Source organism: Clostridium sp. JS66, from assembly GCF_033561535.1.
Classification (GTDB): Bacteria; Bacillota; Clostridia; order Clostridiales; family Clostridiaceae; genus Clostridium_AM; species Clostridium_AM carboxidivorans.
Genome location: NZ_CP131467.1, coordinates 5,276,866 through 5,298,436 on the forward strand (window position 1 = coordinate 5,276,866; position 21,571 = coordinate 5,298,436).

20 protein-coding genes are annotated in these 21,571 nt (G+C 26.6%); 2 read left to right on the forward strand and 18 right to left on the reverse strand.

The window, feature by feature from the left end; all coding sequences use genetic code 11:
* The first annotated feature begins 64 nt into the window (after window positions 1-64).
* Complete coding sequence (locus tag Q6H37_RS24450; RefSeq protein ID WP_318737289.1) at window positions 65-397, forward strand: single-stranded DNA-binding protein; 333 nt, start codon at window positions 65-67, stop codon at window positions 395-397.
* Between the two features lie 76 nt (window positions 398-473).
* Here Q6H37_RS24450 and Q6H37_RS24455 read toward each other — a convergent pair whose 3' ends face one another.
* Complete coding sequence (locus Q6H37_RS24455) at window positions 474-1,535, reverse strand: HD-GYP domain-containing protein (protein ID WP_318737290.1); 1,062 nt, start codon at window positions 1,533-1,535, stop codon at window positions 474-476.
* Between the two features lie 418 nt (window positions 1,536-1,953).
* Here Q6H37_RS24455 and Q6H37_RS24460 point away from each other — a divergent pair, with 418 nt between their 5' ends.
* Window positions 1,954-2,679 (forward strand): hypothetical protein, encoded by a 726-nt coding sequence (locus tag Q6H37_RS24460; protein WP_318737291.1) that lies wholly within the window; start codon window positions 1,954-1,956, stop codon window positions 2,677-2,679.
* Window positions 2,680-2,736: 57 nt separating this feature from the next.
* On the opposite strand, the gene Q6H37_RS24465 is transcribed toward Q6H37_RS24460, so the two are convergent.
* From Q6H37_RS24465 to Q6H37_RS24545, 17 genes are all read right to left on the reverse strand, one after another.
* Window positions 2,737-3,744 carry a dTDP-glucose 4,6-dehydratase gene (locus tag Q6H37_RS24465; protein WP_318737293.1) on the reverse strand — a complete coding sequence of 336 codons (1,008 nt, stop codon included), beginning with the start codon at window positions 3,742-3,744 and terminating at the stop codon, window positions 2,737-2,739.
* 77 nt (window positions 3,745-3,821) lie between these two features.
* Window positions 3,822-4,808, reverse strand: coding sequence for a UDP-2,4-diacetamido-2,4,6-trideoxy-beta-L-altropyranose hydrolase (gene pseG / locus Q6H37_RS24470; RefSeq protein ID WP_318737294.1), 987 nt, complete (start codon window positions 4,806-4,808; stop codon window positions 3,822-3,824).
* A 219-nt stretch (window positions 4,809-5,027) separates the two neighbouring features.
* The gene (locus Q6H37_RS24475; RefSeq protein WP_318737296.1) at window positions 5,028-5,204 is read right to left on the reverse strand and encodes a YjfB family protein; all 177 of its coding nucleotides are present in this window, start codon (window positions 5,202-5,204) and stop codon (window positions 5,028-5,030) included.
* A gap of 105 nt (window positions 5,205-5,309) precedes the next feature.
* Entirely contained in the window at window positions 5,310-6,101 is a 792-nt protein-coding gene (locus tag Q6H37_RS24480) for a flagellin (protein ID WP_318737298.1), read from the reverse strand.
* A 190-nt stretch (window positions 6,102-6,291) separates the two neighbouring features.
* On the reverse strand, window positions 6,292-7,098 hold the full coding sequence (locus Q6H37_RS24485; protein ID WP_318737299.1) for a flagellin: 807 nt from the start codon (window positions 7,096-7,098) through the stop codon (window positions 6,292-6,294).
* A gap of 113 nt (window positions 7,099-7,211) precedes the next feature.
* Entirely contained in the window at window positions 7,212-7,412 is a 201-nt protein-coding gene (locus Q6H37_RS24490) for a hypothetical protein (protein ID WP_318737301.1), read from the reverse strand.
* A 403-nt stretch (window positions 7,413-7,815) separates the two neighbouring features.
* Window positions 7,816-8,958 (reverse strand): glycosyltransferase family 4 protein, encoded by a 1,143-nt coding sequence (locus tag Q6H37_RS24495; RefSeq protein ID WP_318737302.1) that lies wholly within the window; start codon window positions 8,956-8,958, stop codon window positions 7,816-7,818.
* A gap of 14 nt (window positions 8,959-8,972) precedes the next feature.
* A complete protein-coding gene (locus Q6H37_RS24500; protein ID WP_318737303.1) occupies window positions 8,973-10,172 on the reverse strand; it encodes a glycosyltransferase family 4 protein in 1,200 nt (399 codons plus the stop codon).
* Between the two features lie 14 nt (window positions 10,173-10,186).
* Window positions 10,187-11,203 (reverse strand): glycosyltransferase, encoded by a 1,017-nt coding sequence (locus tag Q6H37_RS24505; protein WP_318737304.1) that lies wholly within the window; start codon window positions 11,201-11,203, stop codon window positions 10,187-10,189.
* 45 nt (window positions 11,204-11,248) lie between these two features.
* The gene (locus Q6H37_RS24510) at window positions 11,249-12,205 is read right to left on the reverse strand and encodes a methyltransferase domain-containing protein (RefSeq protein WP_318737306.1); all 957 of its coding nucleotides are present in this window, start codon (window positions 12,203-12,205) and stop codon (window positions 11,249-11,251) included.
* Between the two features lie 26 nt (window positions 12,206-12,231).
* Entirely contained in the window at window positions 12,232-13,704 is a 1,473-nt protein-coding gene (locus Q6H37_RS24515; protein ID WP_318737308.1) for a glycosyltransferase, read from the reverse strand.
* 41 nt (window positions 13,705-13,745) lie between these two features.
* Complete coding sequence (locus Q6H37_RS24520; RefSeq protein ID WP_318737309.1) at window positions 13,746-14,990, reverse strand: glycosyltransferase; 1,245 nt, start codon at window positions 14,988-14,990, stop codon at window positions 13,746-13,748.
* 65 nt (window positions 14,991-15,055) lie between these two features.
* Window positions 15,056-15,982 (reverse strand): FkbM family methyltransferase, encoded by a 927-nt coding sequence (locus Q6H37_RS24525; protein WP_318737311.1) that lies wholly within the window; start codon window positions 15,980-15,982, stop codon window positions 15,056-15,058.
* A gap of 278 nt (window positions 15,983-16,260) precedes the next feature.
* A complete protein-coding gene (locus tag Q6H37_RS24530; protein ID WP_318737313.1) occupies window positions 16,261-18,105 on the reverse strand; it encodes a hypothetical protein in 1,845 nt (614 codons plus the stop codon).
* Between the two features lie 84 nt (window positions 18,106-18,189).
* Window positions 18,190-19,083 carry a CatB-related O-acetyltransferase gene (locus tag Q6H37_RS24535; RefSeq protein ID WP_318737315.1) on the reverse strand — a complete coding sequence of 298 codons (894 nt, stop codon included), beginning with the start codon at window positions 19,081-19,083 and terminating at the stop codon, window positions 18,190-18,192.
* A gap of 246 nt (window positions 19,084-19,329) precedes the next feature.
* Complete coding sequence (locus Q6H37_RS24540; protein ID WP_318737316.1) at window positions 19,330-20,322, reverse strand: radical SAM protein; 993 nt, start codon at window positions 20,320-20,322, stop codon at window positions 19,330-19,332.
* A 109-nt stretch (window positions 20,323-20,431) separates the two neighbouring features.
* A complete protein-coding gene (locus Q6H37_RS24545) occupies window positions 20,432-21,529 on the reverse strand; it encodes a LegC family aminotransferase (protein WP_318737318.1) in 1,098 nt (365 codons plus the stop codon).
* Window positions 21,530-21,571: the final 42 nt, after the last annotated feature.

Below are 21,571 nucleotides of genomic sequence, written 5' to 3' on the forward strand. Positions count from 1 at the left end.
ATGATTAACCTTTCCATACATGGACATAATTATTTACAAGAAAGGTAATAGGGAGGTTTAAAAATTGAATAAAGTAATGCTTATAGGAAGACTCACTAGAGATTCTAAAATCATAAAATTACAAAATAGTTCAAGAGGTGCTGTAAAATTCACATTAGCTGTGAACAGAAGTTTTTCAAAGGATAAAGAAAATAATGCAGATTTCATTGATATAGCCTATTGGAGCGATCATCCTGATAAAATGTATTCATACCTTACTAAAGGAAAATTGGTGGGCATAAGTGGAAAAATAACCACTGGAAGTTATACTGATAATAATAATGAAAAAAAATTTTTTACCATGGTTCAAGCAGATACAATTAGATTCTTAGAAAGTAAAAAAGATAAAGCCATGTAATAAAAATTAATGACTAATTTAGCTTTCGCAGTTTGAGCACATTACTTCACAATTTGCTTAAACTGCGAATTGCAGTTTATACAATACTCTTTATTACCAAACTTATATTTTTTACCAAATCTATTTCATAAGGTTCTATATCTTCTTTAGTTTGGCTATCATAAATAACTCTAATTACAGGACGATCCGGAAAATTTTCATTTTGTCTTACTACATATCCTTCCACACCATCAGACAATTTTACACAACATCCAAGTGGATATACTGAAAAGGATTTTTTAAATATTTTTACTATATCCTTATCAAAAATAGTGCCACTGCCTGCTAATATCAATTCATAAGCATCATTAGGTGTAAATGATTTTTTATACTCCCTGCTATTAGTTATAGTATCGTAAACATCACTTATAGTAATTATGCGTGCAAATTTTGATATAGATTTTCCTTCCATTCCATAAGGATATCCTTTACCATCCATTCTCTCATGGTGCTGTTGAACAGCTTTTACTATAGTATCTGATATTCTCAAATTCTTTTTTAAAATAGTTGCTCCCAAATAAGGATGTTCCTTAAATTGTTTTAATTCTTCTTCTGTAAAATTTCCTTCCTTATTTGATATACTTTTAGGTAATGCAATTTTTCCAATATCATGAAGAATAGCTGCAACCCCTAATTCCTTAATGGAATTTGAATCCAGCTTCATGGCAGTGCCTATAAAAGTAGACATAATACATACATCTATACTGTGTACATAAGTAATATTGCTGTACGTTTGAATATCATACAAGCTCTGATTTACATCTGCATCTCTTTGTATGTAACTTATAAGATCTTCTACAACTTTTATATACTCATTCATCACCCTTTTATCTGATACCATAGATGTATTTTTCATTATCCTAGACATATTTTCTAAAGTCGTTTGCTTTAAACGGCTTATTTTTTCATCTTCTACATTAACATCTGACAATCTTTCATCCTCAACATATACATAGAAAATTCCCATTTCCAACATTTTTCTTACATAGACACCATTGAGCTTAACACCTGCTTTAAGCAATATTCTACCATCATTGGTAAATATATTTTTTCCTAATATTTCATCACCATTTAATTTAGTAATAGGCTGTAACTTCATTCAACTCACTCCTAAGTTTAAATTATAATAAATTAAATAATACTCTACCTCATCTAAAACTTTAACTCTATTCAAAATTAATATTACATATTTCTAAAATACTTACAGAGTAATCTCGTATATAAGCTTTGTTATCAATATACATTTTACCATATTTAAACAAAAATAAACTATAAAATACTAATTCCATAGTTTCCAAAATCTTCTCATTTATTTTATAACCTTCAAGTTTATCATATTTTTATGAGTTTAACATTTCATTGTTAAAAATTCAATATATAAATTTCTATCAAATATTAATAAATCTAGTTACAATAAAACATTTTACCATCTTAAATCTCCTTAAGTTTTCCATATTTTTAACGATAAGTAATTTAAGGAAATAATGATAATTAAAAACTATTTTGGAGATGATTAAATGAATATAGTTTCAAATCAAACGAAACCACTAAATTATAGTGTATTGGCTAATAACAAATTAAATAAAAAAAATCCAAAGAATAGTCTTAGTGCTAACGATAAAGTAATGGAAGCTTTGGAAAAACAAAAGGAAACATTAATGGATCGAATTAAAAAACTTGAAGCTGACGGTACAGATGATAAAACCAAACAATCTACTATTAATGATTTAAATAAACAACTTAATGATCTAAATACTGAAATTTCCAAAATTAAAATGGAAAAATTAACTCACAAGAAAGAAAAAGACAAGGAACAAAAAAAAGATGCGAATCCATCTGAAACAAAAAATGATGATAAATATAACGAAACTTCAGAACAAACAAATAAATTAATAAACATTTTTTCTAACATTTCTGAGCTATCAAAAATGAGAAATATTAAGTCTAATATGTCTCAACAAATTAATGTTATTTTAAGTGAACCTGATCCAAAAACAGGAACTTATTCTAAAAGTCAGATAAATACAATGAATAAATTGTCAATAAACATAGACGGACTAGATGAAAAAATTTCATCTAAAATGAAAGAAATTAGTAATGGCTCAAAAGCTACTACACAAAACAAAATAACTAAATCTTCTAATGAAACTGATAATACATCAGAGAATAGTAAAAGCATTGTTTCTAAGGAAAAAGCTGACAAAAAAGATTCTAAAAACTCTAAAGTAGATGCCTATGTATAACTTTTACTATTTATAGAATAGAATTTAAATAAATTATTAAATTCTATTCTATATTTATTATTTTAAGAGTTTAGTACCTTTTATCCACATTTCAGTCTCTTTTATTCCTTGCTCTAAGGTATACTCTGGCTCCCAATGTATAAGTTGTTTAGCTTTATCATATTTACATTTTAGCTTCATAATTTCACTTTGAGGGTGAATATGTTTAATATGATTTACTTTAACTCTATCCTTTGTAATAATTCTTGCCAATTCATTTATAGTAACATCTCTTCCAGTTCCAGCATTAACAACTTCTCCATTAACTTTCTCCAAATAACCTGACATTACTATAAATCTTGCACAATCTTTTACATATAAAAGATCCCTTGTCTGTTCACCAGATCCGTATATATTAATATCCCTGCCATGTATTGAATTATTTATAAATATGGCCACTACTCCACCTTCTCCACCAGTTTTCTGGAATGGTCCATATGTATTAAATGGTCTTATAACTACAGTTGGTAACTTATATGCATTGTAATAGGAAAGCACCATATTTTCTGCTGCTATTTTACTTCCTCCATAGGGTGATACTGGCTTTACTGGATGCTTTTCATCTATCCCAGCTTCTCCGGCTACATCATATACCATGCAGGTACTCATAAATACCACTTTACAAGGGTATGTATCTTCATTAGAATCCAATACCCAACCAGCTCCATCCATTTTTCCGTTTTTTCCAAACATCTGTATTTTAGCTTTTTCAAGTATGTTAAAAGTTCCTACTGTATCATTAAAAAAAGTTGTTCTTGGATCATCTATACTATCTTGAACATTTATAGATGCAGCAAGATGATATATTATATCAAACTTTTCCTTGAAAACCTCATTTAAAGTTTCCTGATCCTTTATATCGCCTTTTATAAATTTAAAATTTTTATTTTCTTGAAACTCATGTATGTTTTCCATTCTTCCATTGGATAAATTATCTAACACTATAACATTGTGTTCATCTTCTAATAATTTTTTTACCACCCAGCGTCCAATAAAGCCTGCTCCTCCTGTAACTAATATGTTCATATACTAAATCCCCTTTCTAGAATTCACAATTAAAAACAATATCTTTTCACTTTTTATTTATTAAAAAGCTATAAGTATTATATTGTATGGAATATTTCTTGAATATTATTAACTATATTTTTATATCCATTTACATCAACTAACTTCACAGCTATTGAACTCATTTGTTTTCTTTTTTCTTCTGTTAAGGTTTTTAAAGTTTTATCTATATTCTCTATAGATTCATATTTTATTATTCCTAATTTATCCATAGCTTTTGCAGCCATAACTTGGTTATCTGCCACAACTATGCCTATAGTAGGAGTACCACAAGCAGCTAATTCATACAAAGTACTTCCACATGAAGAAACAGCTACATCACATCTCTTCATTAATTTCGACATAATTACATTTTCATATAACTTTATATTATTACTTTCGTATTTTTTTAACTCATCCTTATATTTAAATCCGCTACCAACTACTAGATGGATATTACATTCTTTTAAATTTTTAAAGCTTTTTATAATTTTCTCACTCAAATTATTGTTATCACTTCCACCTACAGTAATCATTATATCTCTTATATATTTATTAATATTTTTTTTCTTAACATTTCTAAACTCATCTCTTAAAATAGCATATTTAGTACCCAATAACATTTTTGTACAGCTATTAACTTTATAGTTTAAAGTCTCAGCATAAGGATTTTGATTTATCAAAAAATCCACATTAAAATACTTGCAAATATTTTCATCATCTAAACATCCACTTACTTTAAAGCTTTCTTTAACAATATCAAAGTATTCTTCATCTACATCATAGCTATCTGTAATTATGCAATCTGCATTTATATTTCTTATATCATTCTTTAAACTTTTTTCATTTAGCTCTATAACTTCAAAGCCCTCTTCTTTTATTTTTTCAATACCAGCTTTATATTTTTCACTTAAAGTTTTGTCTACCTTACATGCATAAAACACCTCATTACCCCTATTTTTAAACTCCTGTGCTAAAACAATGGTCCTTATTATATGTCCCATACCTATATTACTTCCACCATCGGCTCTGATACAAATTCTCATGTGTTTCACCTACCAACCTCGGGCATTTTAAATTTAATTATATGTACTAATATATTCTAGCATATGTTAACTTTTAATATATAACCTTTTTACTTTGTTATTTTTCCTGCATACTATAAAAGAAACTGCAAAACCTTAGTTCTGCAGTTGATTAAAAATTTACAATACTGAGCTTGAAAATAAAAACACTATAAGCTCATATTAATTTTATTTATTATATTACCCTCTTATATCTAGGTTTTGTCCTAAATCAGGAATAGCTGCTTCTTCAATCATATCTGTCACACCTTGCAAATTTTCTTGGCTAGTATTCATAGCAATTTTCATAACTGAAATGCTTGCTTGCTCCATAGCTTTAGATTGACTCATTACTGTTGATAATGATGCTATATCCATAAATATACCTCCCCTTATAGTTATTTTGTCATATACCTTACTATAAGTATTGTACAATTGTAAAATTCACATTTAAAATTAGTAGTTTTCCACTTTAATTTTCTTCTATACTAATGTAGATATAAAATTTTGCTGCTGAATTCCACTTGATAATGCCATTATGTTGGAGTATAATCCTATATTTGATTGATTAAATAAGCTTATTTCCTTGGCAATATCAGCATCTTTATAATTGGAATTAGCTGATTGATAATTTAGTGATGTTTGAGATGCATTGTCCATACTGTAGCTAAGATTATTAGTCACTGCTCCAATTTCACCACGTGAAGATGAAAGTTTATTGATAGCATCATCAATACTCTTCAAACTATCTGAAGCTGCTGATTGTGTTGAAACATTAGCATTGACACCTAATGCAGAACTAGAAACATTACCTATAGACATGGATAAATTTTCTTTATTATTTGCTCCTGTTTGTGTTGTAAAGTTACTCAATGTTCCATTATTAGTGTATATACCATTAAACTGAGTATTCTTTGCATTTGAATCTAATTGATCCTTCAATTGATCCATTTCCTGTTGAATATTGGAACGATCTTCATCAGTTAAAGTACCATTACTAGCTTGTACACTTAATTCTCTCATTCGCTGTAAAACATCTGAACTATTACCCATTGAACCTTCAGCTGTATCTAATAAAGAAATAGAATCTTGAGTATTTCTAACTGCCTGATCCAACCCTCTGCTTTGGCTCTGCAAACTTTCCGATATAGCAAGATTAGCAGCATTATCAGCAGCACTATTAAGCTTACTAGCCGTAGATATTCGCAGCATAGCTTTTTGCATATTAGCAATAGATTGATTGTAGTATGATGTCGAGTATGATTGTATTTGCATATAAATCACCACCTTAAAACTATTTTAATTTATACTTTATATAATAGCATTTTACAAAATTATTAACAATATATTTTATATAACGGATTACCTTACTTTTATATGTCAAACTAATATTCATACAAACTTTCTCTTATATAATTTTATAAAAGAACAAAATTGGCACGTTATATATCTTAATTAACTATAGTTAGCTTAAAAGTTGAGCTATATACTTAGGACTTGAATTTGCAGTTGTAAACATGGATTGACTGTAATTTGTAATAACCTCATTCTTAACTAAATCCATTAAAGATGTTGCCATATTAGCATCTTCAATAATAGATAATGATGATGTAGTATTGATTTCCGTATTACTAGCACCATTTATTTCATGCTGAAGGTTGTTAAGATCAATACCAACTTTCACTCTATTACTTGCTACCATATCCATAGCCTTATCCAATTCAGAAATAGAATTAAATGCACCTGCCTGTGTATTTACACTTAAAGTATTTATACCTGTAGTAGAATTATTAGTATCATACAATTTAACAGTATACTCCATATAAGGATTATCCTTGGTCTGAATAATTAAAGACTTATTTTTATCTAACAACTTTATACCATTAAACTCAGTAGTATCTACGATTCCCTGTATAGCATTTTTTAATTCATCAAACTCTTTTCCTATATTTTGTCTATCCTCATCAACACAAGTGCCATTAGCAGCTTCTACAGAAATTTCCTTCATTCTTTTCATCTGATCACTTATTTCCTGCATTGCACCATCTGCAGTTTGGAGTAAAGAAACTCCATCCTGAGTATTTCTTTGACCTTGTGACAAGCCTCTTATCTGTGCCCTCATTCCTTCACTAATAGTAACGCCTGCAGCATCATCAGCAGCCTTGTTTAATCTTTTTCCTGAGGATACCTTTTCTGAAACCTCACCAGTCCTTTTACTATTTTTATTTAACCTATGAACATAGTCTAAAGCATTCAAAGTTCCAACAAACACTAACTCACCTTCTTTCCATATCTGACCAATATATTCTTATTATCGGTAAAATCTTCATGTTCTTTATAAATAAAAATAAGTTACATTATAAAATGCAACTTATTTTTTATATTTCAATAGCTCATATCTACCAAAAAAGATCCTACTGTTACTTTATTTCCTTTGCTAGCAGAATTCTTTCTATCGCTTACTTTGATTATCATATTATGATTTCCTTCTTTTAAGTTAAATAAATTTATTGCAGAAGAAAAATAAGGTGGCAAATTAGTATATAAATCTAGAAAATAATTTACTCCATCTATATTTATTTCCATACATCCACTTTCCTGTGAAAGGAAAGTAGTTATTGCAATACATTTTCCACTAAAGCTAAACTCTAAGCAATCTCCAACAGTATCAGAAACTGCTGCTACCTCTATTTGCGATATATTTGTATTTTCTTCTCTCCAGTTACCATAAAAAGTTGCCTTTTCATAGCTTATAATACCTGGATTATTAAACTCACACCCTGTTATTATTGTATCTGCTTTTTAATAGTTATTTTGTTAATTATATGCAAATTTTTCTTTACCTATATATCTATGCACATAATCCTGTATATCAATAATAGGTACATCATAATAATAATCTATACTTTTATATACACTGTTACGAGCATCTGCAAGTCATGTAGGAGTAATCTACAACACTATAACTGATTAATATAATATTTATTTTCTAGCTATAACTCGTCAATTCTATGTATAATTTTAAATACTCATTAAGCATAACGTCTTTTTTATACTTATTCTCAAAATCCTTATAAGCCTGTTTAATTATACTGTCTTTTTCCTCAAATGTTGCTTCAAAAATGACATATTTTAAATAATTATATAATGAATAAGCATTATTACTGCTAAACATATATCCATTAACCTTATTCCTAACAATTTCCTTGAATACATCAATATCGCTTACTATAACAGGCGTCTTTTCACGAAAACTTTCAATTATAACTAACCCAAATCCTTCACTCAAAGATGGTAATGAAAGACAATCAAAGAACTTTATATAATTTGCAGCTTTAGGTCTATATCCACAAAATATAATATTTTCTTTAATATTATATTCACTAGCTAATTTATTTAATTTTTCTATTTCGCTTCCATCTCCTATAAATACCCCTATAACATTAGAATATCCATTATCTTTTAGTATTCTTATTGCATCAATTAATATTTTTTGGTTTTTTCTATTATAAATAGTTCCTATACACCCTACTATTTTGTATCCTGATTTTTTTAGTTTCCTAAATATTTTGGACAAATCATCTTCTATATCTATACACTCATCATTTATGCCATTATATATCGTACTGATTAAACTAGGAATAACACCTTTCCTTATAATCCTCTCTCTATCTGATTTTGAAACTGTAATCACCTTATCAAGACTATTCATAATTGTTATATCCATTTTTTCTTGTTCTGGACTTTTATTTATCCCCCATCCATGCATAGTCTGTACTACTGGTATATATTTGCTCGTCCCTAGTCTTGCATTAATACCTACAAACGCAGGTACTGCTGCATGCGCATGAATTATTTCTATATCATTATCCTTTATAATTCTCCTAACATTTTCTACCACATTTAGATTTAAGTATATATCTCTTTTAAATGTAGAATCAAATTTAAATACACTTATATCCGCATTTAAAAGTTCTTCTATATATTCCTTATAATTACAATATCCTGATTCTTCTGTTTCACTTGATACTATAAAAACATTATTATTTTTCGTTTTTTGATGACATGCTAAATCTCTTACTATCCTACCTGCTCCTCCTTGTAAAAATGTAGTTATATGTAATATATTCATATCCATCCACCTTTTTATAAATTAAGTTCATCATACATTTTAAATAGCTTCTTTTCTTGTTCTTCCCATGAAAAAACTTTTCTAGCATATTCTAAATTACATTTATATTCTTTTATCTTCTCATCATTATTTAAAAAATTATTCACTACAGAAGAAATATTTTGTATATTAACATTATGTATATCTATTATTTCTCCTATTTCATATTTCTCAACAATTTGCTTTAATGAATACAAATCTGATACAATCATTGGTTTCCCAACCAAAATATAGTCAAAAAATTTATTTGGTATAGTTAATTCCATATTTTCCACTAAAGGTTTTCCAAAATATAAAAGCACATCTGCACACATAGAATATTCCAATAGTTCATCTGATGGCATAAAGCCTGTAAAAATAACCTTATCTAGTATACCCTCGTTTATAGCTATATTCTTCAATTCATCTGCATAATTATTTCTGTCAACACCAGCTATAATTAATACTGCATTATTTATATATTTCATAATTTTAACTAACACATCTATGCCCCTCGATACCTCAACAATACCTTGGAACATTAATATCTTCACATTATCCTGTATACTATATTTTTTCCTAACAATATTGTCTATTTCATAGTTTTTGTCAGAATGAACTTTATGTTTTAGTGGTCTTGTATTATATATTATTACTGGTTCATTCTGTAACTTATATAATTCTTTTAATTTATCACCCGTTGGTTGGCTCACTACTACTACCTTATCTGCCATTCTAATATAATTTCCTCTAGCTAATACAAGTTTTTTGCTTAATTCATATTTAAGTATGTTTTCAATATGCCATTCCTTACAAATAAAATCTGGAAAATACTCATGAGTTTCACATATAAATTTTGCGTTATCTCTTTTACTTAATATGTATCCTATAGGCCATGTATTAGTATCATGACAATGATAAACATCATATTCTTCTTTTATGCTATTATATAACTTTATATGTGCATCTAAGTATTTATCAATTAAAACACTTGTTCCTAAAAAATAATCAAAATATCTTCTTATAACTATTCCATCCATAACTTCATCTTTTGGTAAATTCAGGTCTAACTCATTTTTACAATATATTGTTACATCATGTCCTAAATTAACTAAGCTTTTTGCTTCATAGTAAACTCTTTTAGGATACGGTAACTTCTCTGTAAACGGATTATCTAATAACATAGCTATTTTCAACTAAATCACCTCCTTTATATTGAATGCACCAAATCCAAAAAATTTTTAGAACAATATACATAATTAACATTTTCCTTAAATCCATTACATTCTAACCAAGCCTTAATCTCAAAATAATATGTATTACTAAAAATTAAAATATAAACTTCATCTTTATTTTCTAATTTTAACTTTTCTGGTGAATATATAGGTATGCCATTTACACAATTATTCCTTTTTTTTATATCTGAATCTACAAAATAATTAATATTTAATTTGTATTTACTAGCAAGTTCATAATATCCTGTACTTGCACTCCATCCAATTATCTTCTTATTTATTCGATTGATGTTTATTAAATCATTAAATTCTTCTTTTAAATATCCTTTTCCAAAATAGTTATAAATAATTTTATTAAAGTCCTGTTTGAAGCTTATATCTGTATTTTTTTCACTAAATCCATTACCTAGATACTTACATATCAAAACATTTATATATTCTTTCTTTATACTACTGTTTGAAAAACATCTCAGATTAAATTCCGCATCTGAATAGACTGAATATCTCAAATTATATTTTCCAAGAATTCTAAATATATTCCTATTGTAAAAAATAGCTTGGTGGCATATATTAAAGTTTATAATATGGTGCTTTTCTAGTTCTTGCCCATAGATTCTATCTTTATCATTAAAATACACTTTTCCATATATCATTTCTAATTTATAATTCAATTTATTTTTAACCTTTTCAAGACAATTTTCAACTAAGATATCTCCTGCACCTATAAAATAAAGGTATTCACCTGTTGCTAAATCAATACCTTTATTCATTGCATCATATATCCCATTATCAGTCTCAGATATAAATTTAATTATACCAGGATACATATTACTATACTCTAAAATTACATCCATAGTGCTGTTTGTAGATTTTCCATCCACTATTATGCATTCAAATAATTCTTTTCTTTGAGATAAAATAGATGCCAATGTTACTCTTAGTAATTCTGAACAATTATATGTTGGAATTATTATAGAAAAAACTTTATTCAAACTTGTATCACCTTCATTTTAATCATTCCTTTATTTTAGAACTTTTTATTTATATGCTATAATTCTAATACTAGCTACTTTTTCTACAGTTCCTACTAACTTGCTTAATTGATTGAATTCTTCTTTTCCCATTCTTTCATACATTTCTAAGTAGTTATCTGGCCATTTTGAATATATTGTTTCGACTTGATATATAAAGTATCCAGCTTGTTTAAATAAATTTCCTAAAGTTAACTCATTCCATGTAAAAAATTGATTATTTATAGCGTTTTTTTGGTATTTTTCATTCGTACAATGATGTGGCACTTGAACTATTATTTTTCCACCAGCTTTTAATTTATTTTTTAAGGCCTTTAAAATTCCTAGAGGATTCTCCAAATGTCCCAAAGTGCTTGTCGAAATTATTACATCCGCAAAATCATCTTCAATGTTCTCAATATATTTTACACTATTTACACCCATTTCTTCAGCAAATTTTCGTGCATAATCATTAATTTCTATTCCTATCTTCGCTTTAGCTTGTATATTATTTAAAAAATATCCTCCACCACTGCCAAAATCTAATACACAATCATTTACTCCAATATACTTTTTCAAATCACTTACTTTCGCCGATAATTCACCAATACTTTTTTGCCAATTAAAATAATTTTCATCATAATATGATTCATTTACTCCACTAAAATCTATTTCAGTCCAATCTATATAATTAAAAATATTATTTTCCATAAGTTGTTCTTCAATTTCTTTTCTGAATATGCTTGCGATAACAATCATTTTATTCGTTAAGTCTAAAGAACTTAATTGATTAAAATCTATAATATTTATGCCATTTAATTTTGTATTCACCTTACCTTTGTCATTATCACAAAAGCTCAAGACTTTAATTCCATTAATATCTAATGAATGTTGTATTCTCTTTCCCTGTCCACCTGCACCAAAAATAATTACATTCTTCTTTTTTAAAAATTTAATATAATCGATTCCATTATTTATATACATAATAATCCTCCTCTACAATTCACTAATTAAGCTTTTAATTTTCTATCATTATCTATAATCTTCTCAACTTCAGCTATAATTTTTTCTTTTTTAAATAGTTCAGTTCTCACTTTAGCCATTTCTTCATAATACCTTATTACACTGCTATCATTCATTACTCTTTTCATATTGGCATATAAACCTTCTTCAGAATTGTCAGCTACAATTCCATAAGAGCTCTCTCCAAGTAATTCTCTTGTACCACTACAATCTGTTGATATAACTGTCTTTCCTAATATCAAAGCTTCACATACAACTGATGATAATCCTTCTGATAGTGAGGATAAAACAAATACATTGCAAGCTTTTATATAAATATACGGATTACTCACAAAACCTAAAAAACTCACATTATCTTTTATATTCAATTTTCCTACCATTTCTTTTAGTTTATTTTCATCTTCTCCTTGCCCTAATATTAATAAGTTACAATCAAATCCTTCTTTAACTAATCTATAAATAATATTAATTAATCTATCAAATCCTTTTACTGGAGTAAGTGCCCCTACTGAACAAAACGTAAATTTATTAAAACTTATATTTTGTTCATTGCTTAACCTTATTATATTTTCACTTTCTATAATTGTGGGAACTACCTTTACGTTATTTTCATTTAAATTGAAGACATCTAACAAACTTTTTTTACAACCTTTGGAATCTACTACTATTGTGTTAAATTTCTTATAACATTCTTCTTGTTCTCTGATATTTAAGAATCTTTTTAAAGTGATATTATAATTTTTTATGTCAGAATGTAACCATGCTATTTTTCTTGAATTTTTATTTGTAGAACCTGATATTATTTTAGTCGCTATTCCTTCTATACTTGCAACTTCAACATCATAGCTTTTATTAATAAAGTACTTATATAGTTCTTTGTTACTAGTTCTCTTTATAAAATTTTCTGCCAAACATATAGGAACACTTTCATCAATAAGTACCTTTATTTTTACATGCTTATTTATTTCATTAAAATATATTCCATTTTGAAATACAACGAATAGTTCTACTTCATATTTATTATAGTCTATATTATTTAGTAAATTTACAGTTACTTTCTCTGCCCCACCACCATTTAATGTATCTATGCAAAATAATAATTTTATCCGTTTAATAAAATTATCCACTTCTTTCCCCATAATAATATAGTTTTCATTTTTTAATAAATTTCTTTTTAATATTGTTTCTGAAGTAACAATATTTTTACTTTCTATTCCTAATTTTATTAATTGTTGTTCAATCTCAGTTTCATAGCTACTAGTAATTACAATCTTATCATATACATAATCTAATAGTTTTTGTGGTGCTATTATATCTTTATTTTCATAAACTCCACCTTGCTTTTTTATGTCATTATCAGTGAAAGCAATAATATTATATTCCCCTTCTATTATATTTTTACATTTAACAAAGTAATCTCCCACTCCAAAAACTACCACTTTTTCTTTATAATTATTCATATTGTCACACCTCTTTTTAAACAAGAAACATTACTGCAACACTATTTAATAACTTCTTCAATCGAAGCAACTTTCACTTTATTTGAAATTACCATAATATTCTTCAATATCTCATCATAATAATAAAATGGTGAAACAATAATTAATTCTTTCATTGTATACTCTTTTAAATATTCATTTACATTCAAGCATTTTATATCGTTAAAGTTTTGATTTGTATTTTTATCTATAAAACAATTAATCTTCAAAATGTTTTCTTTTTTTAATTGTCTATATAGTCTAATACCTATTGTTCCACATCCATATATTGAAATGCTGTTAACATTGTATTTTTCTTTAATTTTCATACTTATATATTTATTTTCAATTAAGCTATCAATCCATTTTAATAAAAAAAGATTTACTTCTCTTTGCATTTTTAATTTTTCTTCTGGAAGTTGTAATGAATAAAACTTTCTAAATCTATTAGCTATATCAGAATCAACCTGCAAATCATTTTTAAAACTCCATGTATACTCTTCATCCAATTCATTATCATATCTGTTTGTTTTATCACTATGAGTTCCTGAACCATCCCATCCAATATTACTTACTAATGATTTTATTGGCAAAACTGCAAACTGTCTATTCTTATATTGATTATAGCACCATCTTATTGCCCATGAATCAATTTTTCCCTCAATTTGCATCTTAAGCATTTGTGGCATATCATCTCCACCACGTTTAAAGTTATCTACATTTCTTAAATTATTCACAAATTCATCATAATCCTTAATTTCCCAATCAATTTTATTCCATCTATCTTTCCACGTCGACCATGACCCGGACATAGATCTATATGAAAGGTAGACACTTTCTTTATAACTTTCTGGTATATCAATTGGTATACTATACCCAGATATAGAGTAAATATTTGTATCATTTTTATAAAAGTTTAGTGCTTCGTTCATAAATAATAAAAATTTTTTAGATGTGACTATATCATCTTCTAAAACTATTGCCTTTTCACATTCATTAATTATTTGTGTTACTCCATCTATTACTGAATTAGCTAAACCTTTATTATTATTGGACTTATATAAATAACATTTATTAAAACCTTCTATTTCATTAATATATTTTTCAATCTCATTTATTTTTTCTTTATCTTCATCTCTTTTAGGGCCATCTAAGAAAATATGTAAATCACTATTTTTCGCCAGATTATTCTTTTTTAAAGCTTCAATTGTTTTTTTCGTATGTTCAGGCCTATTATAGCAAAATAATATAATTGGTGCTAAATCCAATTTAACTCACCTCTCTATTAATACTAAAATGAATGAATTTTTTAATGCAAACTTAATTATGTTTTCTACTTTAATGAATCTTTATAAAAAACCGTCCTATTGGCTCTTCCAATCAACTCATAACCATTCTTAATTATAAAGTTATATAATTCATTTTTGCTAACATTAGAAAAATCAAAATTTAAATCCTCAATTAATAAAATCTTAGGCCTATATTCTTTCCAGTCATTTGATTTTAGAACATCTAGTTCCAACCCTTCAACATCAATACTCATAAAGTCAATAATTCTATTTAAATACTTTTCAAATATTTTTTTTAAAGAATACACATTTATTTTTTTTATTTCTAACAATTCATATGTTGTGGTTTCTTCTCTATTGATAGATAAGTCTTTATTAAAACTATTTAATCCAGGTTCATCAAATATATAGTAGTCAAGTTCACCTTCATTTTCACTTATACCAATTTCTAAATTTATATCTCTTGGTCTTAATCTATCAAATATATTTTTACTTCCTATAGCTGGCTCAATATTTATACCATTCCAACCCATTTTATAAAATACAAGTGTGTTGGAAAATCTTACAGGATGATGTGCACCGATATCAACATAAAAACCATCCTTTATTCCTTCAAATAAAGATTTTAATATCATATCCTCCCCATCCTGTGAGTAAGATATATTAGAATATACTTCGTCATAACCTTCATTATTTACAGATTTAACTGAATACGTAAAAATTTCATACTCATTTATTCCCTTATCACATAACTGACGGGCAATACTTTCATGATAAATACTCGTTATTATAATTTTATTATAATATTGTTGTTCTAATTTTTCTGGTGAAACCACTAATATATTACAAAATAAAGTTCCCCATTTTTCTTTATCATTATCACAAAAAACAACTATGTCATATTGGTACTTTAATATTTCATATGCAGCCTTTCCTAGTGTAGAGGCACCAAATAAAATTACTTTTTCCATATACATTTTCCTCTCTTGTATTAAATTATATTAACAATTTTTCTAATAAAAAAGTTTCTAAAGGCTTAAAAAAACCTTAATAACTATATCGTCATTCTTTATACTTTCTTAAACATAAATAGAAAACCAAATTACTTTAAACTTAAACAAAAACTTCTCTCTTTTATATCAAAAATAATATAAAAAGAGAGAAACTTCCAAACATAGTAATAGTATTTTTTGATTAATATCATCTTATTCAAAAATAATATCTTCCAAATAAAATTCACTAATTTTAATTAATTATCTAGCAATGATTTTTTATAATTTGCAGTTAACACCTTTTGTTTTGGTAAACCTAACTCAAATAATTGCTTCTCAATGTCCTTATGCCATTGTGATGCAATAATAATTTTATCAGCCATAATATTTAAATAATTACCTGGTTCAAGTATTTTTATATTTTCAATACTTTTTCCCCACTTTTCTTTATTATTATCCACAAATCCAACTATATTTATTTGCTTATTATCAAATTTGTTTATTGTTTTTATTAACTTTAAAATATCATTTCCAAATTTACCACTTCCAAATATAAGCACTCTTAAGCTATTATAACTTGTAATCTCCTCAATTAAATCTTTTTTAAATAATAAATAATTATTTAAACACTCTTTGTTATATTCAAATTCATTATCATTGTATTGTATTGTATTGTCTTTTAAAACCAATTTAAAATAATTTAAGTATTGATTATTTAAATTAGCTAATTTAGTAATAACATTTATATTATTGATATATTTTAAAGCACTATAATAATCTTTCAAATTAATTCTTTTTAAAAAAAGTTCAAAATATATTTTCAAAAAATCCAAGCCACAGTTTATTATTGAACTTTTTAAATACTTATTACTTTCATCAATAGTATCATTTTCTTTAATCTTTCCGCAATTAACCAATAAACTCGCTGTTTCTTTAGATGGGTTATAGTTATTATCATTATTCTTAATATTAAAATATTCATAAGCTGCTAAATCCATCTCATTGTATCTTTTAAAATCAATACCATTTTTCATGTAATCATAATAAAATGCTTCTAATTCAGTAACATCTATTTCCTCAGTAGATGGAATTGGAAACTTTTTGAAAAATAATAGGTTAAACTTCTTACTATAGTGTAAATCCTTATAAGTTACATAAATTGATGGTACCTTTGAAAGATATGCTTCCATTAAAGAAGTTGAACCAAAATGAAAAAATACTCCACAATAAGATAATAACTCATTCATTGGTAATGGTTCTTTTATATATACAATATTTTTATAGTCACCTAACTCTTTAAAAGGTTCTTTATTTAAGCTACTAATTATATTTATTTCTATAGGATGAAGTTTTACAATTATTAATGTATCTTTGTTATTTTTTGCAATATTTATTACACTTTGTTTAAACTTTTCTCTCCAAACTTCTGCTTCTTTCATTGTCATTAAAAGATCATTATATACTTTTTTATATTCATCCTCAGAATTAGAAATTGTTTTACAGATATTCTTTTTGCATTCTTCAGTTTCATCAATTCCTTGAAATCCCGTTACAAATAAGAGAATATTCTTTTTATTATATTTATGTATTTTTGATTTTATTTCAGAAGATAATCCTGAAACTTCCTCTTTATTTTCTAAAAAGTATCTCTCATACATTGGATATCCTGTTACTACAATTTTACTTTTAGATAATAATTTTTTCTGTTTTACCAATTCTGATCCCAATTTTTCCCCGACTTTAGGTCCCCAAAATACCTCATAATCTACTAAATTTTCATCATATTCATTTTCTTCTCCAACATGCAACTTTATATGATTTGGTGAATTAAAATCCAACATTCCTTCTGTTCTGAAACATATTACACTGCATTTAGTAATAAATTTCACTATATAATATATATCTGCATGATGAGGTCCATTAAAAGGATGACTCATTATGACATTCGGTTCAAATTGTAAAACCCTAAACAAAAAATCTTGTGAAAACCTGTATAATATCTTAACTTCTATATATTTATCAATTTCATGTATTCTGCTTTTTATCTTCTGCATTATAAATTCTTCACGTTCTGGCCTACTCATAACTAATAATATTTTCAAAATATCACTCCAACTTCTATTATTAAAATTATATTATTTTTTCAAACTTTACTTTTAATGTACAATTGCACCCATTTATTAAACTTATAAAAACTTTTTAAATTTTTCAAAAAACATTTCTTTATTTGCTAACAGGTTTATATTTTCTGATATTTTTTCGTCAGACCAATTCCACCATTGTACTTTATTAAGTATATCTATCTCTTCTCTACTAAATCTATATCTTATTATTCTAGCTGGAGCTGAAACTACTATTGCATAGTCAGGAACATCCTTCTTAACAATGCTGCCTGCCCCTATAATTGCACCATTGCCAATTTTAACATTGTTAAAAATAATTACATTCTCTGCTATCCAAACATCATTTCCTATAATTATATTAGGTACACCAATTGATCCTAACTCATCTATTTTGGGTAATTTCTCTTTGCTAACAATTCCAGGAACTTTTTCTTCCCCAGAATACTCTTCTTTACTAATCTTTAAAATATTGCTTGTAGTTATACATCCCATGGGATGATTATCCACTAGCAAAACATTCCAAGCTATAGAACAAAAGGCTCCAATTTCTTTAATATAGGTTCCTTTAAAATTCCATTTTTTATATCCATATGTATATTTCCCAACTTTAAAATATGACTTATTATAAACCTTCTCAATGTTAAATACACTATAGTAATCACATTTTTTTAAATCCCTCTGGACTTGACTACTGATTTCATTAAAATACATACTACAAATTAATATTACGTAATCTGTATCATCCAAAATATACTTTGGAGATTTTATATAAGTATTATTTAGCTTTGTATCCCATTTGCTTTTATCATTATCAACATAGTATTCTATATTTAACTTTAACATATTACATATTAATGTTGTAATTTGAGCACATTCGCCAGTTCCCCATATTATAATTTTTTTGTTTCTAACAGTATCTGCTATTTTTAACATATTCCTTAATATAACTTCAAACACTTGAACCCCTCCCTAATAATACAATGTTTAAATCTCTTTAATATGCTTAATTTCCCTAACATCTTATTTTCTTACTATATATTTTCCTTTTAGAATATCAGCACCAACAATTAAAGTTTATAGTTTATTGGATCATGATAATTCTAAAAATTAAAATTCACAATTATATAATTAATCTTTTATATTCTTATGTACTCCTAACTAATAGTGTTTACCAAATACAACTCCAAAACTATCTTAATCTTTTCAAATATTATCTTGCACTCCTGGAGTTTGCATACTCATATAATCGTAACAATTCTTACATAATGTCAAGCTATCATACTTACCCTCGCTTAAAACCCTTCTATAATAATTCATCAATTTAGAATTCCAAATATCTATTAACGAATTTTCTTTTATATCTCCAACTAACATATTTTTATCATAATCACCAGAACACCCGGAAATAGTTCCATCCCAATTTATTGATAATTTATCAAAAACTTCCGGGCAGCATTTTAGATGTACTTTCTTTAAAGATTCTTGTTGCTTTAATTCTAATAACATACTTTTTTCCTGATCACTAATATGTGTTTTTTCAACATCAATACGTTCCAACATAGTTCTACCTACTGTAACCAAATCACAATATTCTCCAACTTCATTTTTAAAATTTTCAACTTGTTTAGCTGATTCATATGTTATAGTTGTAGAAATGTGTATAAAAGGATATTTTCTGTTTTCTCTAATTTTATATAGTTTTTTTATATTTTGTAGCAATTGATTAAAGTAATCTTTATTTCTCATTTCTTTATAACTTTTTCTATCTACTCCTTGAAATGAAAACTTTATACTGTCCAATTTACTATCAATAATTTTTTCTGCTATATCTTCACTAACTATACTTCCATTAGTATTTAAGTGACACATTATTCCTAATTGCTTTGCCATTTTTAAGTATTGAAAGAATTTTGGATGTAATAAAGGTTCTCCCCACCTAATAAATCTTAAAGGTATCTTATCATATTTAATTTCATCTAGTATCTTACTATAAGTTTCATCACTCATATTCCCTTTTTCCCTAATCATACTAGAGGTACCCACTGGGCACATCAAACATTTATAATTACAATTATTTGTTAATTCTATGTCTATATATCTAGGCATATATGGGATATTATTATATTTTTCATAATTGGTTAATCCATTACATTCCTTGTATATATGTTTAAAAGGATTTATTCTTTTTAAAGTCATAATTCGAACCTCTCTTTACTTAAAATAATATAGTATTTATAATATTATTTAATTTTTCATATGTGATTAAGTTTATTTATTGACCAATAATATTTAAAAAACCTTAAAACTACTGTTGTTTAATAATATTACAAATTAATTTTATTTCTTCCTCTTTTAAACTTACTGAACTTGGAAGGTTAATTCCTCTTAAAGAAACCTTATTTGTAACTAGCATATCTCCACACTTACAATTTTTGTATGGTGGCATTTTATGTATTTCCATAAAAAAAGTTCTAGACTGTATGCCATTTTCTTTCAATTTAGAAATTAATTGATCTCTTGTTAACGAATACTCATCTTCAACTAAAATTGAATATAACCAATAAACATTTCTAACATTTTCTTTTTCTACAGGCAAAGTGATCCCTTTTACATCTCTTAAAAATTCATTATATAATTTTGCATTTTTTATTTTAATTTTTATATATTCGTCTATATTTTCAAGTTGAGCACACCCCATAGCTGCAAGCAAATTAGACATTCTAAAATTATATCCTATTTCTTCATGATAGAAAGAACCATTATCTAAAACAGTCTTTGTTTGAGTTGATAAATACTTTGCTCTTTCTCCTATCTTTTCATTATTAGTTATAAGCATTCCTCCAGCACCTGTAGTTATAAGTTTATTACCATTAAAAGAATAACATCCTATATGACCTATAGTTCCAACTGATTTTTCTTTATATAATGAGCCAAGTGCTTCTGTAGCATCCTCTATTACATATAGATTATATTTTTGAGCTATATCCATAACTTTATCCATATCTACTGGATGTCCATAAATATGTATAGGTAGAATAGCTTTTGTTCTTGGTGTAATTAGCTTTTCTATCTTATCTGTATCCATAACCCAAGTATCCATACAAACATCTACAAATACAGGTTTTGCTCCAACATACCTAATGCTATTCACAGGAGCTATAAAAGTTAAAGAAGAAACTATAACCTCATCACCCATGCCTATACCAAGGGTCCTAAGAGCAAGTTCCAAAGCTGCAGTTCCATTAACTGTAGTTACTGCTTTCTTTACTTTTACATATCTCGCAAAATCATTTTCAAATCTATCTACATAAGAACCAACTGAAGATACCCAATTGGTATCTAAGCATTCTTTTACATATCTCCACTCATTTCCTTTGATTTCTGGTATACATAAAGGTATCATGTGATCAACTCCAATTTTTGTTTTATTTGATTAAACTTACAT

What these genes read in the sequence shown, in the direction of transcription:
- Q6H37_RS24455 (WP_318737290.1), bottom strand. Translation starts at nt 1,535, where the DNA reads ATGAAGTTACAGCCTATTACTAAATTAAATGGTGATGAAATATTAGGA.
- Q6H37_RS24460 (WP_318737291.1), top strand. Translation starts at nt 1,954, where the DNA reads ATGAATATAGTTTCAAATCAAACGAAACCACTAAATTATAGTGTATTG.
- Q6H37_RS24465 (WP_318737293.1), bottom strand. Translation starts at nt 3,744, where the DNA reads ATGAACATATTAGTTACAGGAGGAGCAGGCTTTATTGGACGCTGGGTG.
- pseG (WP_318737294.1), bottom strand. Translation starts at nt 4,808, where the DNA reads ATGAGAATTTGTATCAGAGCCGATGGTGGAAGTAATATAGGTATGGGA.
- Q6H37_RS24475 (WP_318737296.1), bottom strand. Translation starts at nt 5,204, where the DNA reads ATGGATATAGCATCATTATCAACAGTAATGAGTCAATCTAAAGCTATG.
- Q6H37_RS24480 (WP_318737298.1), bottom strand. Translation starts at nt 6,101, where the DNA reads ATGCAAATACAATCATACTCGACATCATACTACAATCAATCTATTGCT.
- Q6H37_RS24490 (WP_318737301.1), bottom strand. Translation starts at nt 7,412, where the DNA reads ATGGAAATAAATATAGATGGAGTAAATTATTTTCTAGATTTATATACT.
- Q6H37_RS24495 (WP_318737302.1), bottom strand. Translation starts at nt 8,958, where the DNA reads ATGAATATATTACATATAACTACATTTTTACAAGGAGGAGCAGGTAGG.
- Q6H37_RS24510 (WP_318737306.1), bottom strand. Translation starts at nt 12,205, where the DNA reads ATGTATATAAATAATGGAATCGATTATATTAAATTTTTAAAAAAGAAG.
- Q6H37_RS24515 (WP_318737308.1), bottom strand. Translation starts at nt 13,704, where the DNA reads ATGAATAATTATAAAGAAAAAGTGGTAGTTTTTGGAGTGGGAGATTAC.
- Q6H37_RS24525 (WP_318737311.1), bottom strand. Translation starts at nt 15,982, where the DNA reads ATGGAAAAAGTAATTTTATTTGGTGCCTCTACACTAGGAAAGGCTGCA.
- Q6H37_RS24540 (WP_318737316.1), bottom strand. Translation starts at nt 20,322, where the DNA reads ATGACTTTAAAAAGAATAAATCCTTTTAAACATATATACAAGGAATGT.
- Q6H37_RS24545 (WP_318737318.1), bottom strand. Translation starts at nt 21,529, where the DNA reads ATGATACCTTTATGTATACCAGAAATCAAAGGAAATGAGTGGAGATAT.